Annotated in this window: 11 protein-coding genes and 1 rRNA gene; 6 read left to right on the top strand and 6 right to left on the bottom strand. The window is 72.1% G+C overall.

Translation table 11 applies throughout. The features are described 5' to 3' along the window. Both rrf and ACGFWJ_RS31315 read left to right on the top strand, forming a co-directional pair. A 5S ribosomal RNA gene (gene rrf, locus ACGFWJ_RS31320) occupies positions 1 to 86 on the top strand; the annotation flags it as partial. An 84-nt stretch (positions 87 to 170) separates the two neighbouring features. Next, a complete protein-coding gene (locus tag ACGFWJ_RS31315) occupies positions 171 to 1052 on the top strand; it encodes a phosphatase PAP2 family protein (RefSeq protein WP_392955490.1) in 882 nt (293 codons plus the stop codon). A 5-nt stretch (positions 1053 to 1057) separates the two neighbouring features. Here ACGFWJ_RS31315 and ACGFWJ_RS31310 read toward each other — a convergent pair whose 3' ends face one another. The 6 genes from ACGFWJ_RS31310 to ACGFWJ_RS31285 form a co-directional block, all read right to left on the bottom strand. Further along, the gene (locus ACGFWJ_RS31310; protein ID WP_392955488.1) at positions 1058 to 1924 is read right to left on the bottom strand and encodes a winged helix-turn-helix domain-containing protein; all 867 of its coding nucleotides are present in this window, start codon (positions 1922 to 1924) and stop codon (positions 1058 to 1060) included. A gap of 146 nt (positions 1925 to 2070) precedes the next feature. Next, the gene (locus ACGFWJ_RS31305; protein WP_392955486.1) at positions 2071 to 3072 is read right to left on the bottom strand and encodes an ABC transporter permease subunit; all 1002 of its coding nucleotides are present in this window, start codon (positions 3070 to 3072) and stop codon (positions 2071 to 2073) included. Continuing rightward, a complete protein-coding gene (locus ACGFWJ_RS31300; protein ID WP_392955484.1) occupies positions 3069 to 3959 on the bottom strand; it encodes an ABC transporter ATP-binding protein in 891 nt (296 codons plus the stop codon). The genes ACGFWJ_RS31305 and ACGFWJ_RS31300 overlap by 4 nt, the downstream gene beginning before the upstream one ends. Next, positions 3956 to 4345 (bottom strand): GntR family transcriptional regulator, encoded by a 390-nt coding sequence (locus ACGFWJ_RS31295; protein ID WP_392955482.1) that lies wholly within the window; start codon positions 4343 to 4345, stop codon positions 3956 to 3958. The genes ACGFWJ_RS31300 and ACGFWJ_RS31295 overlap by 4 nt, the downstream gene beginning before the upstream one ends. Before the next feature lie 167 nt (positions 4346 to 4512). Continuing rightward, positions 4513 to 5067, bottom strand: coding sequence for a GPR1/FUN34/YaaH family transporter (locus ACGFWJ_RS31290; RefSeq protein ID WP_392955480.1), 555 nt, complete (start codon positions 5065 to 5067; stop codon positions 4513 to 4515). A gap of 254 nt (positions 5068 to 5321) precedes the next feature. After that, a complete protein-coding gene (locus ACGFWJ_RS31285; protein ID WP_392955478.1) occupies positions 5322 to 7877 on the bottom strand; it encodes a SpoIIE family protein phosphatase in 2556 nt (851 codons plus the stop codon). A gap of 514 nt (positions 7878 to 8391) precedes the next feature. Here ACGFWJ_RS31285 and ACGFWJ_RS31280 point away from each other — a divergent pair. The 4 genes from ACGFWJ_RS31280 (at position 8392) to ACGFWJ_RS31265 (ending at position 17511) form a co-directional block, all read left to right on the top strand. Next, positions 8392 to 12867, top strand: a complete 4476-nt coding sequence (locus ACGFWJ_RS31280; RefSeq protein ID WP_392955500.1) for a HAMP domain-containing protein — start codon at positions 8392 to 8394, stop codon at positions 12865 to 12867. Between the two features lie 201 nt (positions 12868 to 13068). Next, positions 13069 to 13707 carry a two-component system response regulator gene (locus ACGFWJ_RS31275; RefSeq protein WP_380488803.1) on the top strand — a complete coding sequence of 213 codons (639 nt, stop codon included), beginning with the start codon at positions 13069 to 13071 and terminating at the stop codon, positions 13705 to 13707. Between the two features lie 121 nt (positions 13708 to 13828). Further along, entirely contained in the window at positions 13829 to 16486 is a 2658-nt protein-coding gene (locus ACGFWJ_RS31270) for a DNA translocase FtsK (RefSeq protein WP_392955476.1), read from the top strand. A 131-nt stretch (positions 16487 to 16617) separates the two neighbouring features. Then, positions 16618 to 17511, top strand: coding sequence for a helix-turn-helix domain-containing protein (locus tag ACGFWJ_RS31265; RefSeq protein ID WP_392955474.1), 894 nt, complete (start codon positions 16618 to 16620; stop codon positions 17509 to 17511). Positions 17512 to 17576: the final 65 nt, after the last annotated feature.

Below are 17576 nucleotides of genomic sequence, written 5' to 3'. Positions count from 1 at the left end.
GTTACATTCCGAACCCGGAAGCTAAGCCTCACAGCGCCGATGGTACTGCAGGGGGGACCCTGTGGGAGAGTAGGACGCCGCCGAACAATTCTTCAGAAGAAGCCCCCTGACGGGATGTCAGGGGGCTTCTTTGCATTCCCGGCCGGAAAATTTCCGGATAACCTTCGCCAATGCAGAACCTGACCTTGACCTGGCAAACCTCGGCCGCGGCCTCCGCGGCGCTGTACGGAGCGGCGTTCACCGTCGGTCGGGTGGCCGCGCGGCGGGCCAGTACGGGGGAGTGGCGTCGGGGGCGGGTCGCGGCGGATGTGCTGCGGGAGGCGGGGACGCTGCTGGCGTTGTTCGCGCTGTGGCAGGTGGTGGGGCATCTGTCGCTGGTGGGGACGGACCATGCGCTGGACCGGGCGGACTGGATCCACCGGACGGAGCTGGGACTGGGGCTGCCGGACGAGGCGGACTGGCAGCGGTCGGTGGTGGGGCATCCGTGGCTGGTGCAGGTGGCGAACTACTACTACGCGACGATGCACTTCGGCGTGATGCTGATAGTGCTGCTGTGGCTGTTCCTGCGGCACCGTCAGCGGTACGCGTGGGTGCGGACCACGGTGGTGGCGACCACGGCGGTGTGTCTGCTGATCCAGTTCATTCCGGTGGCGCCGCCGCGGATGCTGCCGGGGAACGGGTTCGTGGATCTGGCGGCGCAGTACGGGCAGTCGGTGTACGGCAACGCGGTCGCGGGGGTGGTGGCGGACCAGTTGTCGGCGATGCCCTCGGTGCACGTGGCGTGGTGCGTGATCACGGCGGTGGCGGTGATCACGGTCGCCCGCGGGCCGTGGCGGTGGTTGATGGTGCTGCACCCGCTGGTGACGGTGTGGGTGGTCGTGGTGACGGCCAACCACTTCTGGGCGGACGGGCTGGTGGCGCTGGCGATCCTGCTGACCGTCTACCTGGTGCAGGCGGCCCTGTCGGGGTGGCGCCGGCCGGAGGAGCCGGAGGAGGCGGTGGCGGTACTTCCCGAGGAGCAGGAGCGGGAGTCCAGCGCGGTGGAGGGCTGACGGGCTCAGCCGGGCTGGGCGGAGAGCAGGGCTTCGGCGAGGGCGGTGCGGTAGTAGCGGCCGGCGGTGCCGGAGCGGGCGCCGGCGACCAGGCGGGCGTCGAGCAGCACGGTGAGGTGGTCGTCCACGGCGGCGGGGCTGAGGCCGGTGAGGGTGGCGAGCTGGACGGTGTCGCGCGGGCGGTCGAGGCCGGCGAGCAGTTCGGCGCGGGCGCTGCCGAGCAGGCGGCCGAGGCTGGCGGGCGGGGTGCGCGGGGTGGGGACGGGCGCGGCGGAGATCGGGTAGATCACGGCGACGCGGGTGGCGTCCTGGGTGATCCAGCCGTGGCGGGCGCCGGTCGGGACGAACAGCAGCTCGGCGTCCGGGGGGCCGTCGGTGGGGACGGTGAGTTGGAGCCGGCCGGTGGAGAGCCAGCGGTGCCGGGGTCCGAGCACGGGGAGGGCGGCGGGCCAGCCGTGGTGGTCGGCGAGGCGGCGGCGGCCGGTGGCGTCGGCGCGCAGCGCACGCAGGCGGGCCGGCCATTCGGGGTGGACGACGTGCTGCCAGGTCCAGCCGAGGAGTTCGGCGAGTGCGGGGGCCAGGTCGAGCCCCGTGAGGTCGAACTCGTGCGGGGTGGCGTCCGGGTCGGGCGGTGGGAGCCGGAACTCGGTGGGCCAGTAGGCGGCTTGGCGGCCGGCCAGCCAGTCGGCGAGCTGGGGCGAGGCGGCTAGGTGCTGGTGGAACGCGGGCTGGTGGGTGGCGAGCCAGGCGCGGCGCCAGGGTTCGGGCCGGATCTCGGCGAGGATGCCGAGGGTGGCGACGGTCTCGACCAGCGGCGAGAACGCAAAACGGCATGCGGCGAGTGTCTCCGTGCCCACCTGCCACTGGCCCATGCGTAGCCTCCGATCGGAGACCCTAGCAATCGGCCGGTGGGGCGGGAGTGGATTGCGGGATCGTTCAGCCGGTGACTCGGTCGGTCGTAGGGTGAGGGGTGCGGCCGAAGCCAGTTGCGTTGGCTTCGGCCGCTCCTGTGTGTTGATCAGCCGAGGCGGCGGTGCAGGCCCCAGGTGGTGAGGGCGGCCAGGGCGGCGGCGAGGGCGAGGTAGATCGCGGTCTCGATCCACTGGAACGGCCAGTAGCGGTCGGCGGGCTGGTAGTCGACGGCGATGTGCAGGTTCGCCTGGGCGAGGCATTCCTCGGACGGGACGTCGTGGCTGTTGTTCGCGCACGGCTGGGTGCCGAGGGTGAGGGTCCGGCCGGAACTGTCTTGGACGGGCGAGCTGTTGGAGAGCATCCACGCGCCGGGCTTGTCGATGCCGGCCACGAAGGTCGCGGACGGCCCGTGGGCGCCGGTGAAGCCGAGCATCCGCGTGGACCTCAGGGCGTCGGCGTCCAGTGCGATCACGCTGTGCACGGGCTGCTCGAGGTGGGGGCGGACGGCGAGCGGGACCAGCACCTGGACGGCGGCGAAGGCGGCCAGGGTGAGGGCCATCGCGGCGACGGTGCGGCGCAGGAACAGGCCGAGGCAGGTGCCGAGGGCGACGGCGAACGCGGCGTAGCCGAGCGGGACGATGCCGCGGGCGGCGAACAGCACCGGGGTGAAGCGGTCGTGGCTGAGGTGGTCCAGCGGGGCGGAGAACCAGGTCACCAGCAGGCTGAGCAGCCCGGTGACGATCACGGCGGTGGCGCCGACCAGCAGCAGTTTGACGGCCAGCCAGCGGCCGCGGCCGATGCCCTGGTTCCAGATCAGCCGGTGGGTGCCGGTCTCCAGCTCGCGGGCGATCAGCGGCGCGCCCCAGAACGCCCCGATGAGTGCGGGCACCACGATGACCAGCGTCGTACCCGTCCAGTAGGGGAAGGCGTAGGTGTCGATCAGCTGGTTCCCGTCGGCGCAGCCGCCGCCGGGGCAGCCGGACGTGAGGTCGTGGTACTTGTCCCGCAGGTCCAGGCCGGACATCAGCAGGAAGGCGGTGGCGGCGGCGAGTACGGCGGCGGCCACCATGAACTGGGCGCGGAACTGGCGCCAGGTCAGCCAGATCATCGCTGGAGCTCCAGGGCGGGTCGGGGGTCGGCGGTGGCTTCGAGGTGGGCGAGGACGAGGTCTTCCAGGCCGAGCGGTTCCATCACCCAGGACGGGTCGTCGACGGCGGCGTCGGCGCGGACCACGAAGGTGCTCTGGCGTTCGGTGTGTTCGGCGTGGATCACCCGCAGGCCGGCCGGCAGGGTGTCGGCGTCGCGGCGGGCGGTGGTGAGCCGGAAGTGGGTGGCGAGCAGGTCGTCGATCTCGCCGTCGGCCTGGATGCGGGAGCCGGCCAGCACGATCAGGTGGTCGCAGACCCGTTCCAGGTCGGAGACCAGGTGGGAGGAGAGCACCACGGTGGCCTGCGACTCGGATTCGGCGACGAACTCCATCAGGCTCTGCAGGAAGGCGCGCCGGGCGAGTGGGTCGAGGGCGGCCACCGGTTCGTCCAGCAGCAGCAGTTCGGGCCGTTTGGCGACGGCGAGGGTGAGGGCGAGCTGGGCGCGCTGGCCGCCGGAGAGGCGGCCGGCCCGCTGGGTGGGGTCGAGGCCGAGTTGCCGGATGCGGCGCTCGGCGAGGGCGGCGTCCCAGCGGGGGTTGAGCTTGGCGCCCAGGCGCAGGTGGTCGGTGATGCTCAGGGCGGCGTAGGTGGGGGTGTCCTGGGCGACGAAGCCCACCCGGCCGAGTTGGGCGCTGTCGGCGGCCGGGGGCCGGCCGAACACCTCGACGGTGCCGCTGGTGGGGGTGAGCAGGCCGCAGGCGAGCTGCAGCAGGGTGGACTTGCCGGCGCCGTTGGGGCCGACCAGCCCGACGACGCGTCCGGCGGGGACGGTCAGGGTGCAGTCGGCCAGGGCCGTGCGGCGGCCGTAGCGCTTGGTCAGCGCCCGGGTTTCGACGATCGCGGTCATCGCTCCTCTTCGACGGTGCTTCGGAAGGTCTGGAGGAAGAGGGCCTCGATGGACTCCGGGTCCAGTCCGGCGGCCCGGGCCGAGGCCAGCCAGCGGCGCAACTCCTGCCGCAGCGGCTCGTGTTCGGACGTGGCGGGGTCGCCGAGCGTGCCGGTGACGAAGGTGCCGACGCCGGGCTTGGGGGAGACCAGGCCCTCGTTCTCCAGTTGGCGGTAAGCCTTGAGCACGGTGTTGGGGTTGATCGCGACCTTGGCCGCGACGTCCTTGACCTTCGGCAGCCGGTCGCCCTCGTGCAGCAGGCCCAGTCGGAGGGCCTGTCGTACTTGGTGGACCAGTTGCAGGTAAGGGGCGACACCGGACCGGGGCTCGATGTGGAACTCGATCACCACAACCTCATTTATCTAGCTTCCTAGCACTATAGAACTGATGATCCGACGGATCGTCAAGTAAGGGTTTCATCAAGGGCGCTGACCAGGAGAGATGCGGGCGGGCGCGGACATGCCGAGGCCCGGGCGCCGTGGGGGTGGCGTCCGGGCCTCGGGGACTGCGGCGGTTACTTGACCGGGAGTGCCACCCGGCCCCAACGTCCGCCGGTGAGGGTGGCGGTGGCCCAGTACCAGGCGGCCAGGCCGGAGAGGGCGGCGATCCAGGCACCGACCTTGCCCCAGCCGCCGGAGTCGCTGAGGACACCGATGGCACTGAGCACCAGGGACAGCGTCAGCAGGCCGTAGACCGCGCGGGCGAGCAGGCCGTCACCCCAGGAGGCGGCGGTCAGGGTGAGCGCCAGCAGCGCCCACAGCAGCAGGAACAGGCCCGCGGTGTGCCGGCCGGCCCCGCCGGCCGCCGCCCAGGTCGCCCAGAAGGCGCCGAGAGCGGTGAACGCGGTGCCGCTGAAGCGGTCGCCGCCACGGAACTGCCACAGGCCGGCGACGAACAGCGTCACCCCGCCGACCAGGTGAGCCAGCGCGGAGGCGCCGCCGGACGAGGTGCCGCTGAGGACACCGGTGCCGAGCAGACCGTACGCGAGCAGGGTGAGACCGAGGGCCAGGTAACCGAGAGGACCCGCGTCTGCGGATCGGGCGTTCGCCCCGGAGGCGTCATTGCTCACCGGAGGCTCCTTTCACTCTGCGCCAGGGCATGGCGAGATCGCGGTGAAGGGTGGGTGTGCGAGGTGGTTCCGGGTGCCGGGTCGTGGGCGCACCGAAGAGGGGTGCGGCGGCTGCGGCGAATGAGAGAACCGGCGGCCGAGCCGCCGGTCGATGCCCTCCGGGGTGGAATCCCCCGGCGCCTACGGTCTACCCGGCCTCCGGGATTTGTACCCTTGTGAACCGCGCTGAACGAGCAAGTGTGAGCAAAACGTGACTAGTTGAGCCGCTGGGTCGGGATGCGCAGGGTCAGGATCGCCATGTCGTCGGACGGCGGCTCGGGTGCGAAGCGCTCCACCGCGCGGTGCACCCGGGCGGCGACCGCGCCGGCGGTGAGGCCCGCGCAGCCGGTCAGGACCTCGATCAGGCCGTCGTCGCCGAGCATCCGGCGGCCCTCCCGGCGCTCGGTGACGCCGTCCGTCACGCACAGCAGCACCTCGCCCGGGGCGAGCACCAACTCCTCGGCGGTCAGGTCGAGTTCGTCCATCACCCCGAGCAGCGGCTGCGGCGAGGCGGCCTGGTCGACCTGCCCGTCGGTGCGCAGCCGCAGCGGCAGCGGGTGGCCGGCGCAGACCAGCGACAGGGCGGTGGAGCCGTCCTCGCGGGGCGTCAGCTCGCCGTACAGCAGGGTGAGGAAGCGCGCCCGGCTGCCCTCGTCCAGGATGGCCGCGTTCAGCCGGGTGAGGACCTGCGGGGCGCTCAGGCCCTCGCGGGCCAGCAGGCGCAGCGAGTTGCGGGCCAGGCCGGTGACCGAGGCGGCCTCGGGGCCGGTGCCGCAGACGTCGCCGATGGCGAAGCCGTAGGTGCCCTCGCGGATCGGGAACAGGTCGTAGAAGTCGCCGCCGACCTCGTTGCCCTCGCCCGCGGCCTGGTAGAACACCTCGACCTCGACGCCGGGGATCTTCGGCAGCTCCGGCGGCAGCAGGGCGCGCTGGAAGGCCTGCGAGATGGCGGTGCGCTCCGAGTACAGGCGGGAGTTGTCGAGCGCCAGGGCGGCCCGGCGGGAGAGGTCCTCGCCGAGTTCCAGGATCTCCTGGCGGAACCGGACGCCGCGCCGGGTGCCGAGCACCAGCAGGCCGATCACCCGGTTGCGGGCGGACAGCGGCAGCACCACCGTCTCGCCGAGCAGCCCGGCCAGTTCGGGGCTGTCGGCCAGGCCCAGCGCGTGGGCGGTCTCGGCGGGTGCGGCCCAGGTGCGGGCGCCGGGGCTGTACACCGCCTCCGGGGCGGGGGTCTTGTCGAGCAGGGCGCGCAGCGCGTCGATCCGGTCCTCGTCCTCGTGCAGGACGAAGGCGAGGTCGGCGCCGGCGGCGGCGTCCGCGGTGGTGTAGACGGCGCACCAGGACGCCAGGGTGGGGATCGCCATCTGCGCCATCAGGGCGAGCGTCTGTTCGTGCTCGAGGGTGCCCGCGAGCAGGTCGGAGGCCTCCACCAGGAAGGACAGCGAGCCGCGCCGCAGCCGCTCCAGCTCGCCGAGCCGGGCGCTCTCCAGGGCCAGCGCGATGCGGTCGGCGGCGAACTGGAGGCGCAGCGCGTCCTCGTTGTCGTAGCGGCCGGGCGGGGCGGCGGCCACGCCGAGCGAGCCGGTGAGGCGGCCCTCGACCTTCAGCGGGACGGTGATCAGCGAGCGCAGGTCGGTGCCGGCCAGCAGCGGTGCGGCGCCGGGCCGCACCGCGAGGTCCTCGTGGACGGCCGGGAGCCGGGCCGAGTCGAAGCGGCCGGCGCCGCCGTCGATCGGCAGCCGGGCGAAGCGGCGGGCCGGGCCGGCCAGGCCGGTGGCGGCGCGTAGTTCGAACTCGGTCTCGTCCTCGCTGGTGAGCATCAGGTAGGCGGCGTCCGCGTCGAGCAGGTCGCGGGCGCGTTCGACGATCCGCTGCAGCAGGCTGGACAGGTCGTCGGGTGCGACCGGGCCGACCAGCAGGTCGAGCGGTTCGACGGCGGTGGTGGCGGCCTCGGTGGAGGCGGCGGTGCCCGGGGTGCGCAGCACCGCGCGGTCGGACTCGCGCACCAGCAGGCACATCACGATCGGCGCGCCGCCGCTGTCGCGCAGCCGGACGTGGGCGCCGTACACCTCGCGGGCGGCGCCGTCGCCGCCGTGCACCGTGTAGCTGCCCTCCCAGCGGGCCAGGCGCAGAGTGTCGCCGAGGCCGAGGCCGGGGGTCTGCGGCCAGACGGCGAGTTCGGCCCAGGGGCGGCCGAACACGGCGTCGGCGGGGAGCTGGAAGAGCGATTCGGCGTCGGCGTTCCAGTGCCGGATCCGGCCGTGGTCGTCGAGCTGGACCACGGCGACCCGCACCGGCCCGTCCGCGGCGGGCAGTTCGCCGCCGGGCAGGCTGGGCAGCGCGTACCGGGTGCCGGGCTGCTGCTGGGGCAGGGCGAGGCGGAACCAGACGGTCTTCCGGCCGGCCGCGTACTCGATGCCCCAACTGCTGGACAGCGCCGAGCACATGAGCAGGCCGCGGCCGCCCTCGCTGTCCGGGTCGGCGTACCGGTCGGAGTTGAGCGTGACGTTGGCGAACGAGGTCTGGCCGCGTTCGGGGTGCCGGTCGCTGACCTCGATCCGGACGGTTTCCTCCTCGCGCACGCAGGCCACCTCGGCGGCCGTCCCGGCGTGCACCACGGCGTTCGTGACCAGTTCGCTGACCAGCACCACGGCGTCGTCCACCACCTCGGGCAGGTCCCACCCGAGCAGGGCGTCCCGGACGAAGCCGCGGGCCGCGGCGGCCGACCGGTCGACCGGTTCGAAGGTGGCGGCTGCGCGCGCGGTGACCACGGCCACGTCTCCTCTGCTGCTGGTACGTCGGGTGGGGCGGGATCTGCGGCGGGCCAGGGCGGGGTCGCCTCGACCCGGTGCGGCCCTCCACCCTACTTTCCGGTTGGTACCCCGCGGGGGCGGGGAGCTGAAACAAGCCCCTGGGGGTGATTTCCTTCACGACTTTCTCCGGTCGTTCCCCTGGTCGCCCGCGAAAACCCTCCGCAACCGGTCCGACACCGGGTGCCAGTGCTGTCACACTGGGGGGTCCGTGTGCCGTCACCACCGCAGTACGGTCGAGGGGACGGCGGGGAATCGACGGGCCGTTTCTCCGGCCCTTCCGTCGCGGTGACAGTGAGGACCTGGGAGGGCCCCGTTGAGTTCGGCGACCAAGGACGTGTCCGGAACCACGACGGCCGCTGCGCGCGGCACGCGGTCGGCGCCGCCCGCCCGGGCCGGCGGCCGGCGCCAGGGCCCCGGTCAGCGCGGCGCGGAGCCCGCGGAGCTGCGCAAGCTGCTGGCCGCGCTGACCGCGATGCGCGACGGCAACTTCCGCCGCCGGCTGACCTTCCCGGGCGACGGCCTGCTGGCGGAGATCGCCGCGGTGTTCAACGAGGTCGCCGAGCGCAACCAGCACCTGACGGGTGAACTGGCCCGGGTGCGGCGGGCGGTGGGCCGCGAGGGCCGGCTGTCCGAGCGCCTGGAGACCGGTGTGGGCGAGGGCGCCTGGATGGCGGCCGTCGACAACTGCAACGCGCTGATCGACGATCTGGCCCGGCCGATGGCCGAGGTCGGCCGGGTGCTGTCCTCGATCGCCGAGGGCGACCTGACGCAGACCATGGAGCTGCGCTCGGTGCACACCACCGGCGCCAGTTACCCGTTGCGCGGCGAGTTCCTGAAGGTCGGCCGCACCGTGAACGGGCTGGTCGACCAGCTGAGCGAGTTCACCGAGCAGGTGACCCGGGTGGCGATCGAGGTCGGCACCGAGGGCAAGCTCGGCGGTCAGGCCCGGGTGCGCAGCGTCTCCGGTTCCTGGAAGGACCTGGCCGACTCCGTCAACACCATGGCCGGCCGGCTGACCGCGCAGGTGCGCAACATCGCGGAGGTGACCACCGCGGTGGCCCGCGGCGACCTGTCGCGGAAGGTCACCGTCGATGTCGACGGCGAGATGCTGGAGCTGAAGAACACCGTCAACACCATGGTGGACCAGCTCAACTCCTTTGCCGCGCAGGTCACCACGGTGGCCCGTGACGTGGGTACCGAGGGCCGCCTGGGCGGTCAGGCGCAGGTGTCGGGCGTGGCCGGTGTGTGGCGCGACCTGACCGACTCGGTGAACTTCATGGCCGCCAACCTGACCGCGCAGGTCCGCAACATCGCGGAGGTGACCACCGCGGTCGCCAAGGGCGACCTGTCGCGCAAGATCGAGGTCGACGCCCGCGGTGAGATCCTCGAACTCAAGAACACCATCAACACCATGGTCGACCAGCTGTCGGGCTTCGCCGAGCAGGTGACCCGGGTGGCGCGCGCGGTCGGTACCGAGGGCATCCTCGGGGGTCAGGCGCAGGTGCCGGGCGTGGCCGGTGTCTGGAAGGACCTGACCGAGAACGTCAACTCGATGGCGAACAACCTCACCTCGCAGGTCCGCGGCATCGCGCAGGTCACCACCGCGGTCGCCAAGGGCGACCTGTCGCAGAAGATCCAGGTCGACGCGCGCGGCGAGATCCTGGAGCTGAAGAACACCATCAACACCATGGTCGACCAGCTCTCGGCGTTCGCGGACGAGGTCACCCGGGTCGCCCGGGACGTCGGCACCGAGGGCATCCTCGGCGGCCAGGCCAGCGTGCCCGGGGTGTCCGGCACCTGGAAGGACCTGACCAACTCGGTCAACCTGATGGCCAACAACCTGACCAGTCAGGTGCGTTCGATCGCCGAGGTGACCACCGCGGTGGCCCGGGGCGACGTCTCCAAGAAGATCACCGTCGACGCCAAGGGCGAGATCCGCGAGCTCGTCACCACCGTCAACACCATGGTCGAGCAGCTGTCCGCGTTCGCCGACGAGGTCACCCGAGTGGCGCGCGAGGTCGGCACCGACGGCATGCTGGGCGGTCAGGCCCGGGTCTCCGGTGTCTCCGGCATCTGGCGCGACCTGACCGACAACGTCAACCTGATGGCGTCCAACCTCACCTCCCAGGTGCGAAACATCGCCGAGGTGGCGTCCGCGGTGGCCCGCGGCGACCTGTCCAAGAAGATCGCCGTCGACGCGGCCGGCGAGGTCGCGGCGCTCGCCGACACCCTGAACACCATGGTCGACCAGCTGTCGGCGTTCGCCTTCGAAGTGACCCGGGTGGCCCGCGAGGTGGGCACCGACGGCATGCTGGGCGGCCAGGCCGGGGTGCCGGGCGTGGCCGGCATCTGGAAGGACCTGACCGAGAACGTCAACCTGATGGCCAACAACCTCACCGGCCAGGTCCGCAACATCGCGCTCGTCATCACCGCGGTCGCCCGCGGCGACCTCTCGCAGAAGATCGACGTGGACGCCCGCGGCGAGATCCTGGAGCTCAAGACCAGCATCAACACCATGGTCGACCAGCTGTCCGCGTTCGCCGACGAGGTCACCCGGGTCGCCCGCGAGGTCGGCACCGACGGCCGGCTCGGCGGCCAGGCCCGCGTCCCCGGCGTGGCCGGAACCTGGCAGGACCTGACCGAGTCGGTGAACGAACTCGCCAACAACCTGACCCGGCAGGTGCGCGCGATCGCCCAGGTCGCCACCGCCGTCACCAGGGGCGACCTGTCGCTGCGGATCAACGTGGACGCGTCCGGCGAGCTCGACGAGCTCAAGGACAACATCAACCAGATGATCGCCAACCTGCGCGAGACCACCCGGACCAACAAGGAACAGGACTGGCTGAAGTCCAACCTGGCCCGGATGTCCGGCCTGCTGCAGGGCCGCCGCGACCTGTCCGCCGTCGCCTCGCTGATCATGAGCGAGCTCACCCCGGTGGTCTCCGCCCAGCACGGCGCGTTCTTCCTCGCCCAGCCCGCCGGGCGCACCGCCGAACTCGTCACCGAGGACGACGACGAGAACGACATCGTGCTGCGCCTGATCGGCTCCTACGGCTACCACCGGCGCACCATGCCCACCACGTTCCGGCTCGGCGAGGGCCTGATCGGGCAGGCCGCGGTGGAGAAGCGGCCGATCGTGCTGAAGGAGACCCCGCCCGGGTACCTGAAGATCTCCTCCGGCCTCGGCGAATCCTCCCCGGCGCACGTGGTGGTGATGCCGGTGCTGTTCGAGGACCGGCTGCTCGGCGTGATCGAACTCGCCACTTTCTCCAGCTTCACCACCGTCGCGCTGGACTTCCTGATCCAGATCGCCGACCAGATCGGCGTCACCGTCAACACCATCTCGGTCAACACCAAGACCGAGGGCCTGCTGCTCGAATCCCAGCGGCTGACCGCCGAGTTGTCGATGCGTTCGGCCGAGCTGGAGGCCCGCCAGGAGGAACTGGAGCGCACCAACGAGGAGTTGCAGGAGAAGGCCGAGCAACTCGCCCAGCAGAACCGCGACATCGAGATCAAGAACAGCGAGATCGAGGAGGCCCGGCAGATCCTCGAGGAGCGCGCCGAACAGCTCGCGCTGGCCTCCCGCTACAAGAGCGAGTTCCTCGCCAACATGTCGCACGAGCTGCGCACCCCGCTCAACTCGCTGCTGATCCTGGCCAAGCTGCTCTCCGACAACAACGAGGGCAACCTGTCCGCCAAGCAGGTCGAGTTCGCCGAGACCATCCACGGCGCGGGCAGCGACCTGCTCCAGCTGATCAACGACATCCTCGACCTGTCCAAGGTCGAGGCCGGCAAGATGGACGTCCGCCCGGCCCGGATCGCCCTGGTCCAGCTGGTCGACTACGTGGAGGCCGCGTTCCGGCCGCTCACCGCCGAGAAGAACCTGGACTTCGCGGTCCGGGTCTCCCCGGACCTGCCGGTCACCCTGCACACCGACGAGCAGCGCCTCCAGCAGGTGCTGCGCAACCTGCTCTCCAACGCGGTGAAGTTCACCGACGCCGGCGCGGTCGAGCTGATGATCCGCCCGGTGTCCGGCCCGGACACCCCCCAGCACGTGCGCGAGCAACTGCTGGAGACCGGCACCATCGGCGACCCCGACGAGCAGCTGATCGCCTTCTCGGTCTCCGACACCGGCATCGGCATCCCCGGCAACAAGCTGCGGGAGATCTTCGAGGCGTTCAAGCAGGCCGACGGCGGCACCAGCCGCAAGTACGGCGGCACCGGCCTGGGGCTGTCCATCAGCCGGGAGATCGCCCGGCTGCTGGGCGGCGAGATCCACGTGGCCAGCGAACTCGGCGGCGGCTCCACCTTCACGCTCTACCTGCCGCTGCGCAGCGAGGGCCCCGAGCCGGTCGCGCTGGAGCGCGGCGCCGTCCCGCGCGCCCTGGAGCCCTCCCGTACGCCCGCCGAGCAGTGGACCCAGGAGGCCCGCGGCCTGGTCGAGGAACGCCGCCGCTCCACCCTGGAACGCCGCCGCACCGCCCGCCCCGAGGAGGCCCCGCGCGCGGCCGAGGAGAGCATCCCGCGCCAGGGCGACCCGGTGCGCACCAGCGCCGGCACCCCGGTCCGCTTCGACGGCGAGCGGGTGCTGATCGTCGACGACGACATCCGCAACGTGTTCGCCCTCACCAGCGTGCTGGAGCAGTACGGCCTGACCGTGCTGTACGCCGAGAACGGCCGCGAGGGCATCGAGATGCTCGAACAGCACGAGGACGTCGCCCTGGTGCTGATGGACATCATGATGCCGGAGCTGGACGGCTACGCGACCACCGAGCAGATCCGCCGGATGCCCCGGTTCGCCGGCCTGCCGATCATCGCGCTGACCGCCAAGGCGATGAAGGGCGACCGCGAGAAGAGCCTCCAGGCGGGCGCCACCGACCACATCACCAAGCCGGTGGAGACCGATCACCTGCTGGCGGTGATGCGCCAGCACCTGCCCGTCAGGTAACCGCCGCCCGACGGGGCCGCCCGCGCTGGCGGCCCCGGCCGGGAACCCGGTAAGGTCACCCGTCGTTGCCAACAGTGACCGGACGGTGACGGCCGGCACCGGGCCTGTGGCAGGCAAGGGGGTACGGCTAGCATGACCGGGGCAGTGATGGGCGGCACGAAGGTGCCCGCTCTGGGGAAACAACCGGCAGGAGGGCGGGTCCTGGTGCAGAAGGCGAAGATCCTCCTGGTCGACGACCGTCCGGAGAACCTGCTCGCCCTGGAGGCGATCCTCTCCGCGCTCGACCAGACGCTCGTACGCGCCTCCTCGGGCGAGGAGGCGCTCAAGGCGCTCCTCACCGACGATTTCGCGGTCATCCTGCTGGACGTTCAGATGCCCGGCATGGACGGCTTCGAGACCGCCGCGCACATCAAGCGCCGCGAGCGGACCAGGGACATTCCGATCATCTTCCTGACCGCGATCAACCACGGTCCGCACCACACCTTCCGCGGCTACGCGGCCGGCGCGGTCGACTACATCTCGAAGCCCTTCGACCCGTGGGTGCTGCGCGCCAAGGTCTCCGTCTTCGTCGACCTGTACGTGAAGAACACCCAGCTCAAGGAGCAGGCCGCGCTGCTGCGCCTGCAACTGGAGACGGACGAGGAACCGGCCATCGGCGGGGCGCTGCTCGGCGAGCTGTCGGCCCGGCTGGCCGCCGTCGAGGAACAGGCCGAGGCGCTCACCAAGCAGCTCGACGCCACCGCCGACAGCGCCGGCGCCGCCGCGACCGCCGCCCACCTGGAGCGCAAACTGGCCGGCCTGCGCCGGGCCCTGGACGCGCTGCGCCCCGGCGCGAACTGAACGGCCGTCAGCGTCACTCGTTCGAGTGGTTCGCCGGCCGCTGACGGTACGTCGACGGTGCAACCCGCCGAAGTGCGCCCGCGCATGTCCGGGGCCCGGTGGCGCCGGTAGGCTGCCACCCATGGCCACACGAACGCCCGGAAGCGCCGACGCACGCACCAGCAAGCCCGGGCCGGCCAAGAAGACAGCCGCCAAGAAGGCCGCCCCCGCCAAATCCGCCGCGAAGCCCGCTGCCAAGAAGGCTCCGGCGAAGAAGGCCCCGGCCAAGAAGGCGGCCGCCGCCGCACCCGCGGCGCCCGCGCCCAGGCCGATACTCTTCCGGGCCGTCCGGCGGATCTGGCTGGGCCTGGCGCACGCGATCGGCGCGGTGTTCCGCAGCTACGGGCACGGCGCCCGCAACCTGCACCCCGAGCACCGCAAGGACGGCGTGGGGCTGCTGCTGCTGGCGCTCACCCTGGTCGTCGCGGCCGGCACCTGGGCCAGCCCGCAGGGCTGGTTCGGCGAGGCCGCCACCGCCGTGGTCTCCGGCCTGTTCGGCCGGCTCGACGTGCTGGTGCCGTTCCTGCTGGGCGCCGTCGCGGTCCGCCTGATGCGCCACCCCGAGCTGCCGGAGGCCAACGGCCGGATAGTGATCGGCCTGACCGCGCTGGTGATCGCCGTGCTCGGCCTGGTGCACATCGGCTGCGGCGCGCCCGCGATGGGCACCGGCGCCACCCGGATCCGGCAGGCCGGCGGCCTGATCGGCTGGGCCGTGTCCACCCCGATGATGGCCGCCGCCGGCCCGCCGCTGGCCGTCCCGCTGCTGCTGCTGCTCACCTTCTTCGGGCTGCTGGTGGTCACCGCCACCCCCATCAACCGCATCCCGCAGCGCCTGCGCCTGCTGGGCGTCCGCCTGGGCGTCGCCGAGCCGCTGCCCGGCGAGTACGAGGACGCCGACGGCGAGCCCGGCACCGGGGAGCGCGAGTACTCCACCGCCCCGCCGGAGGACGCCGACCCCGACGCGCTGCCGATCACCATCGAGGACGAGGCCCCCCGCAGGCGCCGTCGCCGCAAGAGCGACGAGGACCAGGCGTCCGCCCCGGTGCCGGTCTCGTTCGAGAAGGACCCGTACCAGACCCGCGACCTGGCCGCCGGCGCCGCCGCGGACCTGGTGGACGGCGCGCTGCTGTTCGGCGTGGCCGGCTCGCCCACCGTGGCCAGCATGGTCGGCCAGGTGAAGGACAACACTGCTCCCCCGGAGGAGCCCTGGCCGTCCGAGGCGCCCGACGGCCACGGCGAGGCGCCTGTCCGGATGGAACAGCTCCAGCTGTCCGGCGACATCGCCTACTCCCTGCCGTCGATGGACCTGCTGGAGCGCGGGGCCCCGGCCAAGGCCCACTCGCAGGTCAACGACGACATCGTCAGCCAGCTCACCGGGGTGTTCGCCGAGTTCAAGGTGGACGCCAGGGTCACCGGCTTCAGCCGCGGTCCGACGGTCACCCGCTACGAGGTCGAGCTCGGCCCGGCGGTGAAGGTCGAGCGGATCACCGCGCTGGCGAAGAACATCGCCTACGCGGTGGCCACCCCCGACGTGCGGATCATCTCGCCGATCCCCGGCAAGTCCGCGGTCGGCGTGGAGATCCCCAACCGGGACCGCGAGATGGTCACCCTCGGCGACCTGCTGCGCTCGCGCACCGCCGCCGAGGACACCCACCCGATGGTGGTCGGCATGGGCAAGGACGTCGAGGGCCACACCGTGATGGCCAACCTGGCGAAGATGCCGCACGTGCTGGTGGCGGGCGCCACCGGCGCGGGCAAGTCGTCCTGCATCAACTGCCTGATCACCTCGGTGCTGGTGCGCGCCACCCCCGACGAGGTCAAGATGGTGCTGGTCGACCCCAAGCGGGTCGAGCTGACCGCATACGAGGGCATCCCGCACCTGATCACGCCGATCATCACCAACCCGAAGAAGGCCGCCGAGGCCCTCCAGTGGGTGGTGCGCGAGATGGACATGCGCTACGACGACCTGGCGGCCTACGGCTTCCGGCACGTCGACGACTTCAACGCCGCGGTGCGGGCCGGCACGGTGCAGCCGCCGCTCGGCAGCGAACGCGAGCTGACGCCCTACCCGTACCTGCTGGTGATCGTCGACGAGCTGGCCGACCTGATGATGGTCGCCCCGCGCGACGTCGAGGACTCGGTGGTCCGGATCACCCAGCTCGCCCGCGCCGCCGGCATCCACCTGGTGCTGGCCACCCAGCGCCCCTCGGTGGACGTGGTCACCGGCCTGATCAAGGCCAACGTGCCGTCCCGGCTGGCCTTCGCCACCTCGGCGATGGCCGACTCCCGGGTCATCCTCGACCAGCCCGGCGCGGAGAAGCTGATCGGCAAGGGCGACGCGCTGTTCCTGCCGATGGGCGCGTCCAAGCCGGTCCGGATGCAGGGCGCGTTCGTCACCGAGGCGGAGATCGCCCGCATCGTCCAGCACTGCAAGGACCAGCTGGCCGCCCGCTACCGGGACGACGTGGTGGTCGGCTCCGGCCCGAAGAAGGAGATCGACGAGGAGATCGGCGACGACCTCGACCTGCTGGTCCAGGCCGTCGAACTGGTCGTCACCACCCAGTTCGGCTCCACCTCGATGCTCCAGCGCAAGCTGAGGGTCGGCTTCGCCAAGGCCGGCCGGCTGATGGACCTGATGGAGTCGCGCGGCATCGTCGGCCCCAGCGAGGGCTCCAAGGCCCGCGACGTGCTGGTCAAGCCGGACGAGCTGGACGGGGTCCTGATGACGCTGCGCGGGTGAGCGGCGGGTGGTCCCGGCGGCCGGGAGGCGAGGTGACCACCCGTCAACTTCTGTGGCGTGACTGTGGCACGTTCGGGCCCCCTCCGGTTGAGAAACGTTACGGCAGCACCCCTAGACTGGTTACTCAGCAGATGGCCTCCGCTCGAAAGGCGTGCCCAGTGACCATCGGCAAGTCCCCCCGCCGCTCCGCCTCCGGCTCCTCCGCGTCCGCCTTCGCCGGCCCGGAGCGCCCCGCGGAGCCGAGTCACGCCGCCGACGGGCCGAGCATCGGGCGGCTGCTCGCCAGGGCCCGGATCGACGCCGGCCTGACGGTCGACCAGATCAGCACCCGCACCCGGATCCGGGTGCCGATCGTGCACGCCGTCGAGTCCGACGACTTCGACCGCTGCGGCGGCGCCTTCTACGCCCGCGGCCACCTGCGGCTGCTGGCCCGCGAGGTCGGCCTGGACGGCGAGGCGCTGGTCGCCCGCTACGACGCCGAGCACGGCGGGGCCGCGCCCGCGGCCCGGCTGTTCGACGTCGGGCCGGTCAAGGTCACCGACCACCGCCGCCCGAACTGGACCGCCGCGATGGTCCTGGCGATCGTCGCGGTGGTCGTGCTGATCGGCTACAACCTGGTCGGCTCCTCGTCCTCCACCGACAACGGCCCCGGCGCGGCCAGCGCCCCGCTGCCGTCCGGCGTCTCCGCCCCGGCCACCCTGGAGGCCTCCGCGCAGCCGCCGGCCCCCGAGACGGGCGCCGGAGCGGTCGCCGCCGCCCCCGCCGACAAGGTCACCGTCAAGCTGGTCGCCGGGCAGGACAAGAGCTGGGTCACCGCCAAGGACGGCAGCGGCAAGTCGCTGTTCTCCAACAACCTGGAAGCCGGCCAGGACCAGACCTTCACCGACCCGAAGAAGATCACTCTGGTGATCGGCAACGCCGGGGCCGTGCACCTGTTCGTCAACGGCAAGGACCTCGGTCCGGCCGGTCAGGACGGCCAGGTGGTGCACCTCACGTACACCCCGGGCGACCCGCAGGCGGGCTGATCCGGCCGCCCGAACAGATCGCGCGCCCTCCGGGGGGAACTCCACCGGGGGGCGCGCGTTAATCT

Source organism: Kitasatospora sp. NPDC048407 (genome assembly GCF_043200475.1).
Lineage (GTDB): Bacteria > Actinomycetota > Actinomycetes > Streptomycetales > Streptomycetaceae > Kitasatospora.
This window is presented reverse-complemented; position numbering and strand designations above follow the sequence as displayed.